Origin of the sequence: Arthrobacter tumbae, from assembly GCF_016907495.1 — a bacterium.
GTDB classification, from domain to species: domain Bacteria; phylum Actinomycetota; class Actinomycetes; order Actinomycetales; family Micrococcaceae; genus Arthrobacter_D; species Arthrobacter_D tumbae.
Window position 1 is genome coordinate 2,739,408 of record NZ_JAFBCC010000001.1, and the last position, 21,283, is coordinate 2,760,690.

Sequence of the window (21,283 nt, forward strand, 5' to 3'; positions counted from 1 at the left end):
GTATTCCGTGGCGGGTCAGCCGACCTGCCACGGAATATGGTCACGCACATCAGTGAGTGTGGGCGGGGCGTCGGTGAACAGGTCATCGGTCATGTACTCATCCACGCCGCTGATGGCCAGCCGGTGGCCGCACCCAGCGAGTTCACCGTCGAGCGCCGTTGTTGAAACGCAGATGGCCGTGGCGACGTCGACCATCACCCGCGTGCGGCCCGATCCGATGAGCGGCCGTCCCGGCGTGAACGGCTGGTAGGAGATGTTCGGGGTGGCGGTGGCTCCCAGGACCCGGCGGCCCTCGTGGACGTCTTCGGCGATGTCCTCGAGCTCAACCCGGTTGGCGAACGGCGACTCGTACGACACCGGCGCATCTCCCGCGAGTTCCACGGGGTCGAGCATGGCGGACCACCGGGGGTCGCCGAACGCCGGCTCTCCGTAAGCGGCTTTGGGGCGGCGGTGAACGTACCCGGTCTCGTTGTAGACAGGACTGACGAGGTTCGGGGCGACAAGCCAGGAGCTCTTGCTCGCACTGACGTAGAACGAATCACGGGAGTGCTCATTGCCCGTACTGCTGTGGAGGAGGGTTCCCTCAGCGGTCTCTACCCTCAGAGCCTGCGGCCGGCGCACCCACGCACGCAGCGGATCCGATTCTCCGTCGGTACTGATCCAGGACACGGAAAACCGTACCGTTTCCCAGCGCCATGGCGAGGAACGGCAGAGGGATCGGAAGAGGCTCGCCGGGTTCAAACCGCTTGAGGCGGACATATCCACAGTCTAAGCCCGGCATGTGGGTTGCCGGCGCCGGATTCGGCTACGGTTGGCACATGCTGGCGCTGATGGGGGAGTACTGGGGCTCAGCTCCCGTTGCGTTCTGGCTGTGCACCCTTGCGCTGGCGCTGCTCGGAGTGATCGGGATCTGGCTGAGCGTCATCGACATCCTGACCCACCGCCTGCCCAACCGGATCATTTTTCCGTCCTATCCGGCGGCCGGTGTGCTGCTGGTCGCAGCGGCGCTCGCAGCGCAGGACTGGGGGCGGCTGGTCTCCCTCGCCGGCGGGGCAATTGTGCTGTGGGTGTTCTACTTCATCCTGCGCCTGATCTACCCGGCCGGTATGGGCTTCGGAGACGTGAAGCTTGCCGGAGTGCTGGGCCTGTATCTCGGCTTTGTGGGCTGGTCCTTCCTCCTGTGGGGCACCTTCGCGGCGTTTCTCCTCGGTGGGCTGTGGGGTGTCATTCTCATCATCAGCCGCAGGGGTAACGCAAAGACGGCCATTCCGTTCGGGCCCTTCATGATCGTCGGGGCGGGCCTGGTCCTCGCACTAGGCTGAGGAATATGCCTATCCCCGACTTCGTCCAGGACCTGCGTTCGAAAATCGGCCACGATCCGCTGTGGCTACCGGGAGCGGCGGCGGTGGTGTATGACGACGCCGGTCGCGTCCTGCTCGGACGCCGCGCCGACACCGGCCAATGGACCCTCATCACCGGGATGATCGATCCGGGGGAAGAGCCTGCGCAAGCGATTGTCCGTGAGGTGCAGGAGGAGACCGGAGTGTCGGTCGAGGTTGAGCATCTGGTGAGTGTCGACGTCGTCGGACCGGTGATCTTTCCGAATTCCGACGTGTGCAGGTTCCTGAGCCTGGTGTTCCGGTGCCGGTACGTCTCGGGTGAGGCGCGGGTGAATGACGACGAGTCCATGGACGTGCGCTGGTTCACCCTGGACGATCTGCCGGAGCTGAACCCGCTGCACCGCAAGCACGCGGAGAACGCGCGCTACTCGACCGGCGTCCCCGACTTCGTGCGCTGACCCTCCGCACGCGTTGCGGCGAGTTCGCGTTCCAGCCGCTCGGCCTCCTCGCCGCCGACGGCTTCGCCGCGGGCCACCATGCCGGAGGTATCCGAGAGCGGAATCTCCTTCAGGGTGATCGCGAGGATCAGGGCGATCACCAGGAATGGTACGAGGTACCAGAACACCGGAGCCAGCGACTGGGCGTACGCCTCGACGACGGCGTCCTGCAGCGGCTCGGGCAGCTGCGCCAGCGCTGCCGGGCTGAGGGTCGCGGCCGACTGGTCGGCCTGCTCGGACGAGGCACCAAAGCCGGCAAACGCCGTCGTCAGTGATTCTGTGAGCCGACTGGTGAAGATCGCACCGAAGACCGCCACACCGAGGGAGGCACCCACTTCGCGGAAATAGTTGTTGGTGCTCGTGGCGGTACCGATCATGGTGGCCGGCACCGCGTTCTGGACGACGAGGACGATCACCTGCATGATCAGGCCCAGCCCTGCGCCGAAGAAGAACAGTTGCACGCAGATGACCCAGACCGGTGTGGCGGCGGTGAGGGTGGTCATCCAGACCAGCGCGGCGATGGTCAGTGACGTTCCGAGGATCGGGTACAGCTTGTACTTGCCTGTTCGGGAGATGGCGATGCCGGAGTAGATGGAGGTGCCCATCAGGCCCACCATCATGGGCAGCATCAGCAGGCCCGACGCCGCGGCGGAGGTGCCGGAAGACATCTGCAGGAACGTCGGCACGAAGGCCAGAGCCGCGAACATGCCCAAGCCGAGGGTGAGGCCGATGGCGGTGCTGTTGACGAAGACCCGGTTGCGGAAGAGTCCGAGCGGGATGATCGGATCTTCGGCGCGCCGTTCAGCCATGATGAAGCCGACTGCTGCGAGCACCATGCCGGTGCCGAAGGCCCAGGTGAGGCTGGAACCCCAGCCGTGTTCTGAATCGGCGCCGAAGTCGGTGAAGAAGATGAGGCAGGTGGTGGCGATGGAGAGCAGGAGCACACCGGGGAGGTCGATCTTCCGGGTGGACTTCTTGCTGGGCAGTGTGAGGGTGAACCACGCGACGAGGAACGCGGCGATCCCGATCGGGATGTTGATGTAGAACGCCCACTGCCACGTCAGGTGGTCAACGAAGTAGCCGCCGAGGAGCGGTCCTGCCACCGCGGAGAGGCCGAAGATGCCGCCGAGCGGACCCATGTACTTGCCGCGTTGGTTGGCCGGAACGATATCGGCGATGATCGCCTGCGAGAGGATCATGAGGCCGCCGCCGCCCAGGCCCTGGATGGCGCGGAAGATGACGAATCCCCAGAAATCGGTGGCGAAGGCGCAGCCGATGGAGGCGATTGTGAACAGGGCGATTGCGAAGAGGAAGAGGTTGCGGCGCCCGAGGACGTCACCGAATTTGCCGTAGATGGGCATCACGATGGTGGTGGCGAGCAGGTACGCCGTGGTGATCCAGGTCTGGTGCTCGACGCCGCCGAGCTCGCCGACGATGGTCGGCATGGCGGTGGAGACGATTGTCTGGTCGAGGCTCGAAAGGAGCATGCCCGCGATGAGGGCGGAGAAGATGATCCAGATCCGCCGCTGCGTCAGCAGCAGGGGCCCGGTGGTGGCGGTTGCCGAACTCATGGTTGTCCTTTATGGCGTCGTGAAGGGCTGGTGCTGGTGCTGGCTCATTGAAGCGCTGCGTTTACCGGAAGAGGTAGCCTGCGGCGTCGATATTCGTGTTGAGGATGTCCCGGTAGTTCTGCGGGGCGTCGATGGAGAGGAACTCGTGCGTTGAGACCCAGGCGATGTGGCGCATCACGTGGGCTGCGAGAAGCGCCCGCGGATCGGTTGGTTCCATTCTTTCCCGCCGGGCGATCAGGGCGGCGAACTCGCGTTCCCGCTCGATGGACTCGCCGAAGAACCTCGCCAGAATCTCGGGCTCGCGCTGCATGACGGCGTGGAGTTGTGCGAGTTCCTCGCGGGTGAGGGCCAGCCGCTCGCCCGAGTGCTGTGCGAACGTCCGCAGCGCCTCAAGCAGCGGGACCTCGCCGGCACCGGCCAGGAAATCCGCAACCAGGTCTTCGGGCAGGTGTGCGTCTTCGGCGTGGCCGAGCACAGCGTCTTCCTTTGAGGGGAAGTAGTTGAAGAACGTGCGGCGGGAGATCCCCACCCGCTCGCACAGTTCTTCGATGGTGAAGCCGGAGAGCCCGCTGGAGGCGGTCAGCTCGCGGGCGATGGTGCAGATGGACGCGCGGGTGGCACGCCGTTTGCGCTCGCGGAGCCCGCCGTCGTCGTTTTCTGCACTTTTATCCACGGAGTGTATGTTTGCACTATTCAGCTACTAGTGCAAAAAACTCGGAGCGTCCCATTGGGTAATCGCTTTCCGAAATAATCCATATCCTCTTGAATGTGACCGGTCTCACGGTTAGGCTGGTGTCGTTGGTCTCCGTGAATCGTTTCATTCCACTCGTTGAGTTTTCAGCACGAGTGTGTCCCGGTCAGCCCAAATGCCACCGATATTTCACTGTCGAACTAAAAGGTGTGATGCCATGTCCCCCGGATTTCTGCGCCCGCATTCAGCGCGCGCCCTGATAGCAGGGACGGCCATTGTCGGTCTCTGTACGGCGACGACGCCGGCCCTGGCGGCGGAGGAGCCGCTGACCAGATCCTTCGATTTCGGTACCGCCAGCAGCCCGGTTGCTGACGGCTGGACCGGTGTCTCGGAAGGTACGTTCTACTCGGCGGAGGCCGGTTTCGGCGTTGTGCCGGCGGACGGTGTGCAGCCGATCTCCCGCAACCGGGCGTCCGATCCGGTTGATCCGCTCAAGAACGACTTCGTCCTCGGGACGGCGTGGGGCTTCGCCGTAGACATTCCGAACGGCGCGTACGACGTCCGCGTCCTGTCCGGCGACCAGCTCGCCGGAACCAGCACGACGACGACGAACGTCAGCCTGGAAGGTGCACCTGCAGGCACCATCAAGTCGCGCCAGGCCGTCTCCGAGCAGACATTCTCCACCACTGTGGAAGACGGCCAACTCACCGTCGACCTCACCGGCGAGGGCGCCGGCGCGTATGTGAACGGCATCGTCGTCACGACGGCGGATGCTGCCGAGGAACCGGCACCCGAGCCGGAGGAACCTGTCTCCACGTTGGCCGCTCCACAGAACGTGCGGATGTCGCACGTTACGAGCGAAGCTGCCACCCTGCGCTGGAACGAGGTCAGCGGTGCCACGGGTTACGTCCTGAGCCGTGCCGAAACCGTCGACGGACCGTACACCAAGGTCGCGGAGACTGCCGAGCGCGTCGTGCACCACACCGATGCGGTCGACACGACAAAGGTCCACTACTACAAGGTGCAGGCGCGCGGCGCAGACGGGCTGTCGCCGTCGTCGGTTGCAGGTGTTTCCAGCCTCAGCACCGACGCCCCGGCACTTCCCGAGACGGGCGTACTCTCACTCGACCTCGGCAACGGTGAAACCGCCGCGGGCGCCGTGCGCATCGACGAAACAACGGCGTACTCGGCGGAGAATCGTGCCGGCTTCGTCGACGTGTCGCAGGTTGGCGCAACCGATCGCGGCGGTGAGAACGCCGCCCGCTCGGACTTCGTGACCGTGGGCGACACCGAGCTTGTGGTCGACCTGCCCAACGGCAACTACACCGTAGATCTGATCGCGGGTGACACCGAGGGCGCAACGGATATCGCGATCACCGCCGAGCAGATGGCGAAGGTCCAGCGTACCGAGAAGGCGGCAGGCGAGTACCTTGAGATGGCGTTCAACATCGCCGTCGTGGACGGTCAGCTGAACCTCGACTTCGCAGGGGCAGCCGCCAACCTTAACTCACTGGTCATCACGCAGCAGACCCCGCAGGAAGCCGGATCCCAGCCGACCGCGTGGATCACCGGTGACTCGACCGTCCAGACCTACACGGCCGACTACGTGCCGCAGGCCGGCTGGGGCCAGATGATCGAGCGCTACCTGTCCGACGATGTCGCCGTTGAGAACAAGGCCATCGGCGGGCGCAGCGCCAAGAACTTCATCAGCCAGGGCCGCCTGGACGAGGTGCTGATGAACATCAAGCCGGGGGACTACCTGTTCGCCCAGTTCGGCCACAACGACAACAGTTACGGCGTTGACGATCGTTGGGCTGCTCCGGAGGACTACTACGAGTACCTGCGCACTTTCGTGGACGGCGCCAAGCAGCGCGGCGCCACTCCTGTGATCGTCACTCCGGTATCCCGCCGGTCCTACAACGAGGACACCGGCGAAGCCAACGTGTCCTTCCCCGGTTACGTTGACGCAGCGACCAGACTCGCCACCGAAACAGGTACGCCGCTGGTCGATCTCTCCGCCTCCAGCCGGGCCTACCTCACCGAGATTGGACCCGAGGCAGCGAAGTCAGTCTTCCTGCACGTTCCGGCCGGCGTCTACGCGAACCGTCCGAACGGGACGGTGGACGACACGCACTTCCAGGAGTACGGCGCCATTCAGATGGCCCGGCTTGTAGCTACTGACGTGGCCAAGCTGGACATCCCGCTGGCTGCCGAGGTTGAGTCAGCCGAGCCGCCCGCAGCAGTGCCCGCAGCGCCCACCGGTGTGGTTGCAGGCAGCGTCTCCAACGCCGGCGCACAGCTGACCTGGAACGCAGTCGACGGCGCCGACATCTACAAGGTCTTCAGCAAGAAGGCCGACGCCGGTGAGGACGCCTACGCGCTCGTCACCACCTCCACGCTGCCGCTGGCAGCAGTCGGCGGCCTCGAGGAGGGCGTCTCCTACGACCTGCGTGTCGTGGCCGTGAACGGACGAGGCGACTCCGCGCCGTCGGACGCTGTCCGCATCACCACGAAGGCGCCGCTGTTCAAGTTCGACGTCCAGCTGCCCGGCAACCCGCTGATGGAGGGCTACACCGAGGCGAGCACGGCTTCCGTCTACACCGACGAGCTCGGCTGGGGCTGGATCTCCAGTGAGGGCATGGCCGGTCGTGACCGTGGGACCAACTTCGACCCCGCGCCGAACAACCTGGAGCGGGACTTCCTCCTGCCGACCCCTGGCCACGAGTTCGCGATCGACGTTCCCAACGGCAGCTACGCGGTCAAGACCTACAACGGCGACTGGATCGGCACCAGCCGTTCCAACGTCCAGATCGAGGGCAAGGATTTCGGATCCTCCAACGCCGGCCGTGGTTCGGTATCCCAGAAGATCAGCCAGCCGGTGCTCGTCACCGACGGCCAGATCAACCTGGTGATGACCGGGTCCTCATCCCGCCTGAACGGCATCGAGGTCACCCCGCTGCTGCTGGCGCCGACCAACCTGGCTGCTGACGATGTCACAATCGAGGGCAGCGACGTAGCAGTGTCGCTGAGCTGGACGGGCACCGACGACGCCGCCGGCTACCGTGTGTACCGCAAGTCAGCCGCCGCGTCTGAAGCTGAGGCACTCGGCGACGTCGACGGCACCTCCTTCGTGGACACGACAGCCGACATCGGTCTGGAGTACACCTACACCGTCGTCGGGCTTGATCCCGCCGGGTCAGAGTCGGTGCCGTCGAACGCGATCGAGCTGACCACCGTAGATCCGGACGCAGAGAAGGCACCGGTTCCCACCGGGCTGACTCTGGGCGAGGTCAACAAGAACGATGTCACGCTCAACTGGACTGCCTCCGACGGCGCGCTGTTCTATCACGTCTTCCGTGCCGACCCGCAGGCTGATGGGTCCGTCGGAGAGATGAAGCTCGTCGGGCGTGCTGACGGAACCACGTTCAAGGACACCGGTGTGCTCACCACCGTCGAGTATGTGTATGCGGTGGCCGCAGTGAACGCGGGCGGTGTTTCGGCGCAGTCCGAGACCGTCACCTCGCCGGCCGCCACCACGCTCGTGCGGCAGGCCGAACGGCTTGACCGTTCGCCGGTGGCAGTAGCGTCTGATGACGGGGTGTACCTCGGCTGGCGCATGCTGGGCCTGGATCCCGAGGAAATCGGGTTCCACGTCTACCGCGACGGGGACCGGATCACCACTGAACCGGTGACCTCGAGCACCAACCTGCTCGACGCCGACGGCGCTGCGGATTCCACGTACCGCATCAGCACCGTGGTGAACGGGACCGAGCGCTGGGCAACCGGCGACTTCACGGTCTGGGATTCACAGGCCCTCGACATCCCGCTGGACAAGCCTGCCGACGGCGTCACGAAGGACGGCCAGCCGTACAGCTACCGTGCCAACGATGCCTCCATCGGCGACCTGGACGGGGACGGCCAGTACGAGATCGTGCTCAAGTGGGACCCGACCAATTCGCAGGACAACTCGAAGGGCGGCTACACGGGCAACGTCTATGTGGACGCGTATGAGCTGGACGGCACCCGCCTCTGGCGCATCGACCTCGGGAAGAACATCCGGGCCGGCGCACACTACACGCAGTTCCAGGTCTTCGATCTGGACGGCAACGGCACCGCCGAAGTCACCATGAAGACCGCTGACGGAACCGTGGACGGAGCGGGCGCCGTTATCGGCGACGCCCGGGCCGACTACCGGAACTCCGGCGGATACGTCCTCACGGGTCCCGAGTTTGTGACGGTGTTCAACGGTGCCACGGGTGCGGCGGTCGACACGACCGACTACATCCCGGCACGCGGAGACGTCGGCGCCTGGGGCGACACCTACGGAAACCGGGTCGACCGGTTCCTCGCCGGAGTGGCCTACCTCGACGGCGAGAAGCCGAGCGTTGTATTCAGCCGCGGTTACTACACGCGGGCTGTGATCGCCGCCTACGACTTCGACGGCACCACGCTGACATCACGCTGGACCTTCGACTCGGACGAGTCAGGGGACCAGTACCGCGGACAGGGCAACCACCAGTTCTCGGTTGCCGATGTCGACGGTGACCAGAAGGACGAAATCATCTTCGGGTCGATGACCATCGACGACGACGGCACCGCGCTCTACAACACCGGCCTCGGCCATGGTGACTCCCTGCACGTGTCGGACTTCGATCCGACCCGTGCTGGGCTCGAGGTGTTCGCGGCTCACGAGGATATGGGCGCATCGGGCAACACGGGCGCAACCTTCCGTGATGCAGCCACCGGCGAAGTGATCTGGTCCATCCCGGCAACCCGGGACACAGGTAGGGCTGCCATGGGTGACATTGACCCGCGGCACCCCGGTGCAGAGGGTTGGGCGGTCGGCGGTGACGCGGCATGGAACTCCCCGGTTGGTCAGCTGCGCGCAAGCAACGGCGACCTGATCGCGGAGCAGATCCCTGCGGCGAACTTCCTGACCTGGTGGGACGGTGACCTGCTTCGGGAGATCACGGACCACGAGTGGACGGAAGAAACCCGCACTGGCGTGCCGACCATCTCGAAGTGGAACCCGGAAACCAGTTCGGAGGATGTTCTCTACCGTGCGGACGGCACACTGACGAACAACGACACCAAGGGCACACCGGCCCTTCAGGCTGACCTGTTCGGAGACTGGCGCGAGGAGATCGTCACGCGCACCGACGATTCAACCGCCCTGCGCATCGCCACCACGGTGAACGTGACAGAGCACAAGCTGCGCACCCTGCAGTCCGATCCGGTCTACCGCCTCGGGGTTGCCTGGCAGAACACCTCCTACAACCAGCCTCCGCATACCTCGTACTTCCTGGGTGAGGGTATGGAGCAGCCGAAGGCACCGAGCATCGCCTACACCGGCGAGGAACCGGCGCCGGGCGAACTCGTCAAGCCATCCGTTACACCGGACGCACCGGTGAAGGATGACCTGACGGACGGGAACCAGCTGGATCTCGGTCTGGCGAAGCAGAAGTTCCCGCGTGGCGCTTCGGACGTCACAGTCTCCAACCTGCCGGCAGGTGAGTGGGTGCATGTCTACCTCAGCGAAACCGCCCTGGGCTGGTTCCTGGTGAACGACGACGGCGCCATCACCCTCACGACGCCGGAAGACACCCGGCCGGGAGACAACCGTCTGGTGGTCCATACGGCTGATTCCGAGCTGCTGGGCTGGGACCGACTGAAAGTGGTGGGCCCACCGACCCGCTAACCAACCCACGTTGGTTTGGCAGCACACGCCCTGAATAGCCCGCTATAAGGGGTGTGTCCTGCCAACTCACGGGGTTTGGGCACATGAGAAGCGAGGGTCCCCATGGATGCATCCATGGGGACCCTCGCTCTGTGAGCTCGCTACTTTGTGCGCTCGCGCTTACTGCGGCGGGCGTGTCATCGAGAGCACGTCGAGCGCCTCATCCAGCTGCGCTTCCGTGAGTTCCCCGCGCTCCACATATCCGAGCGCGACGACGGCCTCCCGGACCGTGAGCCCCTCGGCGACAGCCTTCTTGGCAATTTTCGCGGCGTTCTCGTAGCCGATGTACTTGTTCAGCGGCGTCACGATCGACGGCGACGCCTCGGCAAGGAAGCGCGCACGCTCCTCATTGGCCGTGAGTCCGTCGATCATCTTGTCCGCCATCACCCGGCTGGTGTTGGCGAGCAGGCGGATGGACTCGAGCAGGTTGGCGGCCATCACCGGAATGCCGACATTGAGTTCGAATGCACCGTTGGTCGAGGACAGCGCAATGGTGGTGTCATTGCCGATGACCTGGGCGGCAACCATGATGGCGGCCTCGCAAATCACGGGATTGACCTTGCCCGGCATAATCGAGGATCCCGGCTGCAGGTCGGGAATGGCGATCTCACCGAGACCGGTATTGGGACCGGAACCCATCCAGCGCAGGTCATTGTTGATCTTCATGAACGAGTACGCAATGTTCCGCAGCTGACCCGATGCCTCAACCAGTCCGTCGCGGTTCGCCTGCGCCTCGAAGTGGTTGCGTGCTTCGGTGAGCGGCAGCCCGGTGTCTCCAGCGAGCAGTTCGATCACGCGTGCGGAGAAGCCGGCGGGGGTATTGATGCCCGTTCCGACGGCGGTGCCTCCCAGGGGAACCTCGGCAACACGGGGGAGGGACGCGTTGATGCGCTCGACGCCGTAGCGGACCTGGGCAGCGTAGCCTCCGAATTCCTGTCCGAGCGTGACGGGGGTGGCATCCATGAGGTGCGTGCGGCCGGACTTCACGACGCCCTTGAACTCCTCTGCCTTTCGCTCAAGCGACTCCGCCAGGTATTCAAGTGCCGGGATCAGGTCAGTGATCAGCGCGGAGGTTGCGGCGACATGAACGGACGTCGGGAACACGTCATTGGAGGACTGCGACGCGTTGACGTGGTCATTGGGATGGACCACCTTGTCGCTGCCGCCCTCCTTCAGCGCACGTGTTGCGAGCTCGGCGAGAACCTCGTTGGTGTTCATGTTCGAGGAGGTTCCGGACCCGGTCTGGAACACGTCAATGGGGAAGTCGCCGTCGTACTTTCCGGACGCAACCTGGTCTGCAGCGGCTTCGATGGCGCGTGCGAGCTCGTCGTCGAGCACTCCCAGCTCGGCATTGGCGGTGGCCGCCGCCTTCTTGATTCGTGCCAGCGCTTCGATGTGCGTCCGCTCCAGCGTCTTGCCGGAGATCGGAAAGTTTTCTACGGCACGCTGTGTCTGTGCTCGGTAGAGGGCGTTTGCGGGAACCCGAACCTCGCCCATGGTGTCGTGTTCGATGCGGTAGTCGACGTTGTCCTGGGAATCAATTGTCATGCGCCAATTCTCGCCTGTGGCGCGGGGCGCCACAAATCACAGACTGCCCAGTTGCGAAACGAGGTCGGCCTTGCCTTCATCCAGATGGTAGGTAACGCCGACGACGGCGGTGGACCCGTTTTCGACGGCGTCGGCGATGACGCGGGACGAGTCCACCAGCCGCTGTGCGGTCTGCCGGATGTGTTCCTCCACTGCGGCGTTGATGTCGGTGTCACCATTGCGGCGTGCGGTCAGCACGGAGGAGGTGATGCGTTCAACCAGGTCGCGGATGAAGCCCACAGGCATGGTTCCGGAGTCGATGGCGTTGGCAGTGGCCGTGACTGCACCACAGGAATCATGTCCGAGGATGACGATGAGCGGCACGTTGAGGACGCTCACGCTGTATTCAAGCGACCCGAGCACCGCGTCATCAATCACTTGCCCGGCCGTACGGACGACGAAAATGTCGCCGAGTCCGACGTCGAAAATGATCTCGGCAGCCAGACGGGAATCCGAGCAGCCGAAAATGACAGCGAAAGGATCCTGGGTATTCACCAGCGACGCGCGACGGGAGGCGTCCTGATTGGGGTGGGACGACGAGGAGGAAATGAACCGTGCATTTCCATCACTCAGTTTCTGCCAGGCTTCAGCGGGAGTCAGTTGCTCGTTCACGGATTTCACTCTACTGCTACTGCCCTTTTCAACGCCCGGTTGGTGACCGTACGTTGAGGGCTAGCCCAGATCGTTGAGCACGGCGCTGCCGAGGACATCGAACTGGGCGAGGTCCGCCGTCCCGTTCAGGATGAGCGTGAAGCCGCCCTGTTCGGTGGTGAGGAATGCATCGCCGGAGGTGCTGTCGAGCAGTTCCCAGGTAACGCCGTCGATCACGCGTTGTCCGGCGGGTTCTGCGCCTTCAAGGCGCTGCGACAGCCAGGTGGGGTTGGAGTTGTTGGTCTGTGTGACCTGAATGAACTCGCGTTCGGGTGTGAGATAACCCACTTCCCAGAAGGCAACGCCGTCTGATGCGGTTCCCGTCCAGCGTGCGTAGTTGGAGGTCCAGCCGTCCGGAAGAACAGCCGCGGCAGGCTCGTAACCGGCGGCGTCCTCCGCCTGGGAGGCGATGGTGGCGACGTCGATGTCCCGCGTGTAGGTTTCGGCGGTGTGCGTGGGATTGAGCAGTACCACGAAGAGCACGAGCGCCAGGGTGACGGCAGTGGCGATGAACATGCCGATGGATGAGGCGTTGGCGCGCTTTGCCTGCTTGGCCGTGAGCACCGGGGTTGCCGGTGCCTCCTGCTGGTTCTCCTGGGTATTGCTCACCCCTCCATTGTCCCTCACGCCGCATGCGTCACGAAAAATGGCCGGAGAGCGGCGCCGCACTATGATTGCGGAAGAGGAACCGCTAATTCAACGATGAGGTAAACGTGTCCGACACCGCAAAAAACGCGCAGTATTCCACCCTTTCACCCGCCCTCGCAGTGGGGGATGACGAGCCGGACCGCAACCTGGCCCTGGAGCTGGTGCGCGTCACCGAAGCCGCAGCCATTGCCGGCGGGCACTGGGTAGGCTTCGGCGACAAGAACAAGGCCGACGGCGCCGCCGTTGACGCCATGCGTTCCCTCCTCTCAACCGTCCACTTCAACGGCGTTGTGGTCATCGGCGAGGGCGAGAAAGACGAAGCGCCCATGCTCTACAACGGTGAGCATGTAGGGGATGGCAGCGGTCCCGAGTGCGACGTCGCGGTGGACCCGATCGACGGCACCCGCCTGACGGCGCTGGGCATCAACAACGCGCTCGCGGTTCTGGCTGTGGCCGAGCGCGGGACCATGTTCGACCCCTCGGCCGTCTTCTATATGGAGAAGCTGGTCACCGGTCCGGAAGCCGCGGACATGGTGGACCTCCGCCTTCCCGTGAAGCAGAACCTGCACCTGATCGCCAAGGCCAAGGGCAAGAAGGTCAACCAGATCAACGTCATGATCCTCGACCGCGACCGCCACCGCCCGCTTGTCCAGGAGATCCGCGACGCCGGTGCCCGCACCCGGTTCCTCATGGACGGCGACGTCGCAGGTGCCATCGCGGCCGCCCGTGAAGGCACCGACATCGATGCCCTGATGGGTATCGGTGGAACACCGGAGGGCATCGTTGCTGCGTGTGCGATCAAGTCGCTGGGAGGCGTGATCCAGGGCCGGCTCTGGCCCACCAGCGACGAGGAGAAGCAGAAAGCGCTCGACGCCGGCCATGACCTTGAGCGCGTCCTCTCCACCAATGACCTGGTCACCAGTGACAACTGCTACTTCGCTGCAACCGGCATCACCGACGGCGACCTGCTGCGGGGCGTCCGCTATTCCGGCGGCAAGGTGCTCACCCAGTCGATCGTGATGCGCTCGAAGTCGGGCACCATCCGTGTAGTTGACGGCGAGCACCAGGCCCACAAGTGGGAGAGCTACGCGCGCTTGAGCTAGGTTTCGGTGACGCCCGTGCCGGCTGGCGCTCGCTGGCGCTAGCGATTCGGCCAGGCGATAGCGGTTAATCCCTATCGCTTGGCCGCACTGCTATCGAATGGCAAGAACGCTATCGCCGCAGCCCCGCCGTTCGGTCGCGGTCGACTATAAAGTACGACGGCGCCGGGCCGGCTTTGGCTCGTCGCCGGACTTGTTCGGTGCTTGCCAGTTATCCACAGGTGCCGCCTCTGTCGTGGCGCATCTCATGTCCCACCCGGCAGGGTAAGAGGTGTGAACCTTCCGGCAATCCAGAGCGCAGCAGACCGTCCCCTCGATGAGGAATGGCCGCGCCGGCTGGCCAGGGGCGCACGGCGCGGAAGCCTGGTCCGCATCCGCCAGGGCTGCTACGTCGATGCCATCAAGTGGAAAGCCTTGGACGCCAACCAGCAATACCGGTTGACCCTTCGGGCGGTGCTTCGGACGTCGAACACGCCACCGCTCTTCGCCGAGGAATCAGCGGCTTTCCTGTGGGGCCTGCCGCTGCCCGAAACACCGACGATGGTGGACACACTGGTGCCGCGGGGCTCCGGCAGGAGGACCGGCAACGGTGTCCGCCGTATCGTCCGGCCTGCTGTTGGTCCGTCCGTGCCGATTGGCAGCTTTATGGTTACCGGAAAGATTCAGACGGCGGTTGAGCTGGCCTTGCGTTACGACTTTCCCTGGGGCGTCGCAGTGATGGACAGGGCGCTGAATGCGGCGCGGCTTCCGGTCGAACGCCGCGCCGACCCAGTCAGCAAGCCGGAAGTCGCAGCGTACATAGAGACCCTGCCTACTGCCCGCGCCCGACGAAAAGCCACACGGGTGCTCGATTTTGCCGACGGACTCGGGATGCTGCCCGGTGAGTCACTGAGCCGGGTCCACATGGCGGCCTGCGGTTTCGAGGCACCTGAACTGCAGTACGAGGTCTATGATTCCGAGGGCCATGCCGCAACCGTGGACTTCTATTGGAAGGCAGCCGGTATCGTCGGCGAGTACGACGGTCTTACCAAGTACCTCAAACCCGAGTATCTCCGAGGCCGAACTGCGTCTCAGGTGGTCATCGATGAGAAGATCCGGGAAGACCGCATTCGCAGCACAGGCCGGCACGTGGTGCGCTGGCTTTGGAAGACTGCGGTCTCCCCGGCGGCGTTGGAAAGGTGCCTGCGGGCGGCGGGCGTACCGCAAAACGCGACGCCGCTCGTCTTTTGATAGCAAACTTGCCATGCGAGAGGGGTTAGCCCCTACCCGATGGCTGAAACGCTATCCCGTGGCGAGAGCGCTATCGCGAGTCAAGATCGCTGGCCCCCCAACGCTCGCTGCGCTCGCAGCCGAACCCTGCCGATAGCGCCTGCTGGCCTCCCACACCTCGCTGGCGCTCGCAGCGGAACCCTGCCGATAGGCTTGGCACCATGAACCTCGTCATTGCTCCGTGTTGGAACGCGCCCGAATGGGACGCAGCGGTCAACCGCCTGAATGGTCACCCGCAGCAGCTGTGGGGGTGGGGGCAGACGAAGGCCGACCACGGCTGGCGGACTGACCGGCTCCTCCTGAACAGGGACGGCGAAACCATTGCGTGTGCCCAGATCCTGATCCGGCGGCTGCCCCTGCCGTTCCGCGCCCTCGTCTATATCCCGCGCGGTCCTGTATGCAACGCGGGGGACGCCCAGGAAGTCCTCGAAGCACTCGGCAACTACGCCCGCGACGCTTACGCAGGCACCGTGCTCAGCATTGAGCCGGATTGGGACGCGGACTCGGACTTCTCCGGAGCAGTGCGTTCTGCAGGCTTCCGTGCCACCGAGAACACCATCCTCATTCCGCGGACGCTCATCCTCGACCTGTCGTGCACCGAGGACGAGCTGCTCGCCGGGATGTCGAAGAAGCACCGCCAGTACATCCGCAAGTCCGCTCGGGAAGAACTCGAATTCCGTGAGGTCACCCGGGAGGAGATCCCTGACTGCCTCACGGTCTACCGGGAAACGGCGGAGCGTGCCGGCTTCGGCATCCACGAGGACGGCTACTACCTCGACATCCACCAGAACCTCGGGGCTGCTTCACCCGTGTACGCAGCCTTCCAGGGGCGCACCATGGTGGCGTTCCTTTGGCTGTCTGCTAGCGATCACACCGCCTTCGAACTGTACGGCGGCATGACGGAGGAGGGCGAACGGCTCCGGGCCAACTACGCCCTCAAATGGCTTGCCATCCGCGAGATGAAGGAGCGCGGCGTCGAGCGTTATGACTTCAACGGACTCCTGAATGACGGCGTGTCCAAGTTCAAAATGGGCTGGGCCAAGCACGAGAACCTGCTGATGGGTACCTGGGACAAGCCGCTGTCACCGCTCTACCCGGTGTACGCCACGGCGATGCCACTGGCGCGCAGGGGAATCTCCGCAGCACGCGGCGCTGTGGGCACACTGAGGACAAAAGCTATGCCGGCGCTCAGAAACAAGGCGCTGCCAGCACTCAGGGACAAAGCCCTGCCGGCCCTCAAGTCTAAGGTTGCGTCTCTTCGTGGCGGCCGCGGACAGGCCCCAACCCGCCAGGATTAGAATCTCCGGCGGCACCCACGGTGACGGCGAAGGCGACGGCGGTGCTGTCGCCGTCGTCGTCTGTGGTGTCCGTAGTGTCCGACGCCAGGCGTGCCATCACCGGGGACTCGTTGGCAGGGATGAAGGCGCTCTGTCCGCGGTGCAGGATGAGGTCGCCCTTGGGTGAGTCCAGCACCACGGTTCCGGATACCACCAGCACCACTGTGGGTCCGTTCTGGGCGATCGGAATGTCGGCTGAGGCGGCGTCGTCCCCGAAGGAAACAGGAAGCTCAAGGCGCTGCAGCTGGAACTCGTCGAACGGCGGGCAGTACAGCTCCTGTCCCAGCGGCGTGGATTCCGGGTCGAGCAGCGGAAGGGCCAGCGGCGCAAACTCCACCGTCTTCAGCAGTTCGCCGGTATCAACGTGCTTGGTGGTCAAGCCGCCGCGCAATACATTGTCAGAAGACGCCATCACCTCAATGCCCAGGCCCTCAAGGTACGCGTGCACGTTGCCTGCGGGCAGGTACAGCGCCTGACCGGGGTGCAGGGTGACCCTGTTGAGGAGGAGTGCCACCAGCACGCCCGGATCGCCCTGGTGGTGTCCGTTGAGCTGCAGGACCGTCTCCGCTGCCGCACGCAGAAGCGGGTCAGCGGAGTCGGGAAGCCCCTTGTCCAGCGCCTCGACCACCCCTTCAACGGCAGCCCGTGTGTCGGCTCCTCCGCTCAGCAGCCGGGTGAAGGCTTCGCGCAGTGCTGCCGCTTCATCGGGGATGCCGAGGTCGGCGACGACGGAGCTCAGGAGGGCAGGTATCGGGCCCTGCTGCTTCTCGAGCAGGTCCATAAGACCCGTGAAGATCCGTGCCGCTTCGGTCGGCGCACGGAATCCGCACAGCGCATCGAAATCGGTGAGCGCGAAGATCAGTTCGGGCTTGGAGAACGCATCGCGGTAGTTCCGGTGCGCAGCATCCTGTGGGACCGATGCAGCGTTCTCCCGGTCGAATCCCTCGCGCGCCTGTTCCGGACTGGGGTGAACCTGCAGCGAAAGCGGCGCCGCTGCAGCGAGCACCTTCATCAGGAACGGCAGCCGGTCGCCGAATGCCTCACGGGTCGGAGCGCCGAGGGCGCGGTCACCATCGGAAGCGATCAGCGCGTCCAGCGACGTGCCCGTGTCCCCATGGCCCAGCACTGTGGAGGGCGAGTCAGGATGGGCGCCGATCCACAGTTCGGCCTCGGGTCCGCCGGACGGGGTGCGTCCCAGCAGTTCCGCTATGGCCGTGGTGGATCCCCAGGTGTAGGGGCGCAACGGGTTGTCCAGCTGGTACATCGGGAGGTATCCGTTCCTTAGGCGGGGGTACATTCCCCGTTATCGGCCAATAGTGCTTCAAGCGTGGCCCAGTCCTGGTTCACCGCGAGCTGGTGCAGGTAGTCCACGGTGATTTCGTCGGTGACGTTCTGCGCAGGGAGATTCGCAGGCAGGTTCACAGGCAGAGCTTCAACCAGGCCGGCCCGGTCAAGTTCCAGTGCGCCCGCTTCACCGGGAGCGGCGGCGGACGCCTCACCGGAAGCAGCGTCGAGGGTCTCCTGCACCCGCTCATGGACCAGCGGGATGTCCGGGTAGGTCGAGAACAGGTCACCGGGCTCACCGAAGTCCGGCGCGCCGATGGTGAGGCGGCCGACGTCGTGATTCTTCGCCTTGATCGCCAGGTCAACGAAGCTGCCCAGTTGGTCACGTGGAAGGTCGGTCTCCACGATCTGCGTACCCGCAGCGGCGATGTCCTGGAAACGGGTCAGCACCGTGGCGGGGTCGAGCTGGGCGATCATCGCCGCCTGGACGCACTGCTGGCGCAGGATCCGGGAGTAGTCGGTGGCGTACTCCCGCGAACGGGCATACCAGAGTGCCTCGTAGCCGTTGAGCGTCTGTACGCCTGGCTCGATCCATGCCGACGGCGGGTAGTACCGCTTGGGGCTGGTGCCCGGAATCTCCTCGGACGTGATGGGAACCCAGCCGCCGGCGTCGATCGTGATGCCGCCCATCGCGTCGATGAGCTGCTCGAAGCCGGCCATGTCCACGAGGATGTAGGCCTGAACCTCGATGCCGAGGATGCCGCTCGCCGCATCCATCATCGCCTCCGCGCCCGGGTCCTGGGACTCCGGGTACAGGTCGGCGTAGTCCTGGGCAACCACCGGGTAGAGGCTGTTGATGATGCACTCGTTGCCGCAGTTGTAGCCGTCCGGCCAGACTCCCCAGAGCGGGGAGCCCTCGGAGAACGGAGCGTTCTGAAAGTCGCGGGGGATGCTGAAGGTGACGGTGGCCCCGGTGTCAGCATCGACGCTGACCACTGAGATGCTGTCGGGGCGGCGTCCCAGCCTGTCCTCACCGGCATCGCCGCCCATGAGGAGGAAGTTGTAGCGCCCATCCACGGGGTCAAAGGCAGGGCCGGCCTGGAAGATGTTCCCGAAGGTGTTGCGTCCGACGTTGAGCAGGTACGCGCCGTAGCCCAGCCCGCCGCTGGTCACGATCATCAGTACGGCAAGCGTTGCTGCGACGGCCGGACGCATCCCGCGGTCCAGCAGCGGCGGGCGGATGATCCGCAGGGTATTGATGAACAGCAGCGCCCAACCGACCGCCAGCGCCACGAGCACCGCAATCAGCAGAAGCGAGAACACCTCGTTGGCGAGCAGGCTCACCACCAGCTGCCGGTTCACCAGTGCAATAACGACGGCGGCAATCACCAGGAGCCACACGGCGAAAGTGACGCGAAGCGCCCGTCGGCCGAGCCTGCGGTCTCCGGCGACCACCTGAGCAGCCCCGGGAATCAGCAGGGTGAGCGCCAGGAGCAGGAACGCGCGTTTGGTACGGGTGCCGGACGGAGCCGACTCCGGGTAGCGCACCGGGTCTGTGAGCATGGTCCGTTCGGAAGGCCGGCCGGTGTGAACCGCCCGGCTCATGCGCCGCCTTCACTGACGGCGTTCCGCGCACCCGCGCGTTCACGGAGTTTTGCGCCCTTGTCGAGGGCCGTCTGCCGAAGTTCTTCTGCGAACTCCGTGAGCCTGTCGGAGAGTTCCTGCGCAAGCTGTCCCTCACCTGAGGCCAGGACGCGGACCGCGAGGAGTCCCGCGTTGCGCGCGCCGCCGACGGAGACGGTGGCCACCGGGATGCCGGCGGGCATCTGCACGATGGAGAGAAGCGAGTCCATCCCGTCGAGGTGTTTGAGGGGCACGGGAACGCCGATGACTGGCAGCGATGTGAGCGATGCCAGCATTCCGGGCAGATGTGCGGCGCCGCCGGCGCCGGCGATGATGACCCGCAGTCCGCGACCTGCGGCCGCACGACCGTACGCGACCATGTCCTCGGGCATGCGGTGGGCTGAAACGACGTCAGCCTCATACGGGATGCCGAATTCCTCAAGCGCCTGGGCTGCGGCTTCCATGACCGGCCAGTCCGAGTCGGAGCCCATAACCAGGCCCACGAGGGCGCCGGCGGGGGAGTTGTTCACGATGTTTCCTTCCGGGGATCGCGGCCGTCCCGCAGGATTGCCGCGGCGCGCTCGGCGCGCTCCCTGACCTGTGCCGTTGTGTCACCGGGTAGGGCAATGGCGTTGACATGGCCGATCTTCCGGCCCGGCCGCACGCTTTTGCCGTAGGTGTGGATCTTGGCGGCCGGCTCTGCCTGCAACGCCATCGGATAGGCACTATACAGCTCTGTGTTGTCTCCGCCGAGGATGTTCTTCATCACCACAACGCCCGAGGTGAGGGATGTGTCCCCGAGGGGCAGGTCGCAAACGGCGCGCAGATGCTGCTCAAACTGGCCGGTCACCGCGCCGTCCATGGTCCAGTGGCCGGAGTTGTGGGGCCGCATGGCCAGCTCGTTGATGAGGAATCCGGCGCTGCTGCCGGGGACTTCGAACATCTCCACCGCCATGACGCCGGTCACGCCGAGCTCCTCGGCGATGCGCAGGGCAGCTTCGGCGGCGGCGCGGGCCAGACTTGCCGGCAGGTCCTGTGCAGGAGCAATGACTTCATCGCAGACGCCGTTGACCTGGATCGAATGGACCACCGGCCACGCGCGTGCCTCACCCCGGGGGGAGCGGGCGACCAGCGCGGAGAGCTCGCGGGTGAAGGGCACCTTCTCTTCGGCGAGCAGTGCCGAGCCGGTGAACCAGTCGGCGGCCTGTGCGGCGTCGTGAAGCGAATCGATGATCCGGACGCCCTTGCCGTCGTAGCCGCCACGCGGAGTCTTCAGGACAACAGGCCAGCCCGTGTCCTCACCGAAGTTTCGCAGCTCTTCCACCGAGGCGACGGCGCTCCAGCGGGGATTGGGCAGTCCCAGCCGGTCCACGGCCGCCCGCATGACCAGCTTGTCCTGGGCATGGCTCAGCGCGTCCGGGTGCGGCTGAACATTCACTCCAGCGTCCACCAGGGTGCGGAGGTGCTGTTCGGGGACGTGCTCATGGTCGAAAGTGAGAACGTCCACGCCCTTGGCAAAGGCGGTCAGGTCCTCAAGATCGGTGTAGTCGCCTACTGCTGAATGTGCCACGGCGGCCACCGCTGAAACGCTTGGACCCTCCGCCAGCACTCGGAGTTCAAGGCCAAGTTCGACGGCGGGAGGAGCCATCATTCGCGCCAGCTGGCCACCGCCCACTACGCCGATTACGGGAAAAGTCACCCCTTCAGGGTACCTATTGACGATGGGGTCCCATGGATGTGACCTGTTCGCAACCCTCGCTTCCTAGGAAAGACACAAACTTGACCGGTAAAATGGACGCTCAGTTGTTGTGCTGAATCTCAGCTGCTGATTTTCAGTTTGTCCGCCATGCAGGCGTAGGGTTCTGCGGAACGCCTTACGCGGGCCGCTTAGGTGCTGCTCCCGCACTACCTTGCTGAATGACTTCGCTCCGGCGCGGTCCTGCTACGC

General features: G+C 64.9%; 16 protein-coding genes. 6 read left to right on the forward strand and 10 right to left on the reverse strand.

The window, feature by feature from the left end; all coding sequences use genetic code 11:
* Positions 1-15: 15 nt before the first annotated feature.
* Positions 16-759, reverse strand: coding sequence for a hypothetical protein (locus JOD47_RS13150; protein WP_204534857.1), 744 nt, complete (start codon positions 757-759; stop codon positions 16-18).
* A gap of 59 nt (positions 760-818) precedes the next feature.
* Here JOD47_RS13150 and JOD47_RS13155 point away from each other — a divergent pair, with 59 nt between their 5' ends.
* Complete coding sequence (locus tag JOD47_RS13155; protein WP_204536716.1) at positions 819-1,322, forward strand: prepilin peptidase; 504 nt, start codon at positions 819-821, stop codon at positions 1,320-1,322.
* Positions 1,323-1,327: 5 nt separating this feature from the next.
* The gene (locus tag JOD47_RS13160) at positions 1,328-1,798 is read left to right on the forward strand and encodes an NUDIX hydrolase (RefSeq protein WP_204534858.1); all 471 of its coding nucleotides are present in this window, start codon (positions 1,328-1,330) and stop codon (positions 1,796-1,798) included.
* Here the strand turns inward: JOD47_RS13160 and JOD47_RS13165 are convergent.
* Together JOD47_RS13165 and JOD47_RS13170 are read right to left on the reverse strand one after the other, a co-directional pair.
* The gene (locus tag JOD47_RS13165) at positions 1,765-3,408 is read right to left on the reverse strand and encodes an MDR family MFS transporter (protein WP_204534859.1); all 1,644 of its coding nucleotides are present in this window, start codon (positions 3,406-3,408) and stop codon (positions 1,765-1,767) included. The two genes, JOD47_RS13160 and JOD47_RS13165, sit on opposite strands and share 34 nt — an antisense overlap.
* Before the next feature lie 61 nt (positions 3,409-3,469).
* Positions 3,470-4,081, reverse strand: coding sequence for a TetR/AcrR family transcriptional regulator (locus tag JOD47_RS13170; RefSeq protein ID WP_204534860.1), 612 nt, complete (start codon positions 4,079-4,081; stop codon positions 3,470-3,472).
* Positions 4,082-4,316: 235 nt separating this feature from the next.
* Here JOD47_RS13170 and JOD47_RS17700 point away from each other — a divergent pair, with 235 nt between their 5' ends.
* A complete protein-coding gene (locus tag JOD47_RS17700; protein ID WP_275577883.1) occupies positions 4,317-9,797 on the forward strand; it encodes a rhamnogalacturonan lyase family protein in 5,481 nt (1,826 codons plus the stop codon).
* Between the two features lie 159 nt (positions 9,798-9,956).
* Here the strand turns inward: JOD47_RS17700 and JOD47_RS13180 are convergent, their stop codons facing one another.
* The 3 genes from JOD47_RS13180 to JOD47_RS13190 are packed head-to-tail and all read right to left on the reverse strand — an operon-like array spanning position 9,957 to position 12,683.
* Positions 9,957-11,384 (reverse strand): class II fumarate hydratase, encoded by a 1,428-nt coding sequence (locus tag JOD47_RS13180; protein ID WP_204534861.1) that lies wholly within the window; start codon positions 11,382-11,384, stop codon positions 9,957-9,959.
* A 36-nt stretch (positions 11,385-11,420) separates the two neighbouring features.
* Complete coding sequence (locus tag JOD47_RS13185; protein ID WP_204534862.1) at positions 11,421-12,035, reverse strand: carbonic anhydrase; 615 nt, start codon at positions 12,033-12,035, stop codon at positions 11,421-11,423.
* A 60-nt stretch (positions 12,036-12,095) separates the two neighbouring features.
* Positions 12,096-12,683, reverse strand: a complete 588-nt coding sequence (locus JOD47_RS13190; protein ID WP_204534863.1) for a DUF4245 domain-containing protein — start codon at positions 12,681-12,683, stop codon at positions 12,096-12,098.
* A gap of 104 nt (positions 12,684-12,787) precedes the next feature.
* Here JOD47_RS13190 and glpX point away from each other — a divergent pair, with 104 nt between their 5' ends.
* The 3 genes from glpX to JOD47_RS13205 all read left to right on the forward strand — a co-directional run bounded on the left by glpX (position 12,788) and on the right by JOD47_RS13205 (position 16,389).
* A complete protein-coding gene (gene glpX, locus JOD47_RS13195) occupies positions 12,788-13,825 on the forward strand; it encodes a class II fructose-bisphosphatase (RefSeq protein WP_204534864.1) in 1,038 nt (345 codons plus the stop codon).
* Positions 13,826-14,095: 270 nt separating this feature from the next.
* Complete coding sequence (locus JOD47_RS13200; protein ID WP_204534866.1) at positions 14,096-15,052, forward strand: hypothetical protein; 957 nt, start codon at positions 14,096-14,098, stop codon at positions 15,050-15,052.
* 200 nt (positions 15,053-15,252) lie between these two features.
* Positions 15,253-16,389 carry a lipid II:glycine glycyltransferase FemX gene (locus tag JOD47_RS13205; protein WP_204534868.1) on the forward strand — a complete coding sequence of 379 codons (1,137 nt, stop codon included), beginning with the start codon at positions 15,253-15,255 and terminating at the stop codon, positions 16,387-16,389.
* On the opposite strand, the gene manA is transcribed toward JOD47_RS13205, so the two are convergent.
* From manA to JOD47_RS13225, 4 genes are read right to left on the reverse strand one after another with little or no spacing between them, the layout of a single operon-like run.
* On the reverse strand, positions 16,334-17,692 hold the full coding sequence (gene manA, locus JOD47_RS13210; protein ID WP_204534869.1) for a mannose-6-phosphate isomerase, class I: 1,359 nt from the start codon (positions 17,690-17,692) through the stop codon (positions 16,334-16,336). The two genes, JOD47_RS13205 and manA, sit on opposite strands and share 56 nt — an antisense overlap.
* A gap of 17 nt (positions 17,693-17,709) precedes the next feature.
* Entirely contained in the window at positions 17,710-19,317 is a 1,608-nt protein-coding gene (locus JOD47_RS13215) for an LCP family protein (protein ID WP_204534871.1), read from the reverse strand.
* Positions 19,314-19,826: a 5-(carboxyamino)imidazole ribonucleotide mutase gene (gene purE, locus JOD47_RS13220; protein WP_204536719.1), complete on the reverse strand. Its 513-nt coding sequence runs from the start codon at positions 19,824-19,826 to the stop codon at positions 19,314-19,316. The genes JOD47_RS13215 and purE overlap by 4 nt, the downstream gene beginning before the upstream one ends.
* Positions 19,827-19,861: 35 nt before the next feature.
* Positions 19,862-21,034: a 5-(carboxyamino)imidazole ribonucleotide synthase gene (locus JOD47_RS13225; protein ID WP_204534873.1), complete on the reverse strand. Its 1,173-nt coding sequence runs from the start codon at positions 21,032-21,034 to the stop codon at positions 19,862-19,864.
* Positions 21,035-21,283 lie beyond the last annotated feature (249 nt).

What these genes read in the sequence shown, in the direction of transcription:
- JOD47_RS17700 (WP_275577883.1), top strand. Translation starts at nt 4,317, where the DNA reads ATGTCCCCCGGATTTCTGCGCCCGCATTCAGCGCGCGCCCTGATAGCA.
- manA (WP_204534869.1), bottom strand. Translation starts at nt 17,692, where the DNA reads ATGTACCAGCTGGACAACCCGTTGCGCCCCTACACCTGGGGATCCACC.
- JOD47_RS13165 (WP_204534859.1), bottom strand. Translation starts at nt 3,408, where the DNA reads ATGAGTTCGGCAACCGCCACCACCGGGCCCCTGCTGCTGACGCAGCGG.
- JOD47_RS13215 (WP_204534871.1), bottom strand. Translation starts at nt 19,317, where the DNA reads ATGAGCCGGGCGGTTCACACCGGCCGGCCTTCCGAACGGACCATGCTC.
- JOD47_RS13155 (WP_204536716.1), top strand. Translation starts at nt 819, where the DNA reads ATGCTGGCGCTGATGGGGGAGTACTGGGGCTCAGCTCCCGTTGCGTTC.
- JOD47_RS13205 (WP_204534868.1), top strand. Translation starts at nt 15,253, where the DNA reads ATGAACCTCGTCATTGCTCCGTGTTGGAACGCGCCCGAATGGGACGCA.
- JOD47_RS13160 (WP_204534858.1), top strand. Translation starts at nt 1,328, where the DNA reads ATGCCTATCCCCGACTTCGTCCAGGACCTGCGTTCGAAAATCGGCCAC.
- purE (WP_204536719.1), bottom strand. Translation starts at nt 19,826, where the DNA reads ATGGGCTCCGACTCGGACTGGCCGGTCATGGAAGCCGCAGCCCAGGCG.
- JOD47_RS13150 (WP_204534857.1), bottom strand. Translation starts at nt 759, where the DNA reads ATGTCCGCCTCAAGCGGTTTGAACCCGGCGAGCCTCTTCCGATCCCTC.
- JOD47_RS13180 (WP_204534861.1), bottom strand. Translation starts at nt 11,384, where the DNA reads ATGACAATTGATTCCCAGGACAACGTCGACTACCGCATCGAACACGAC.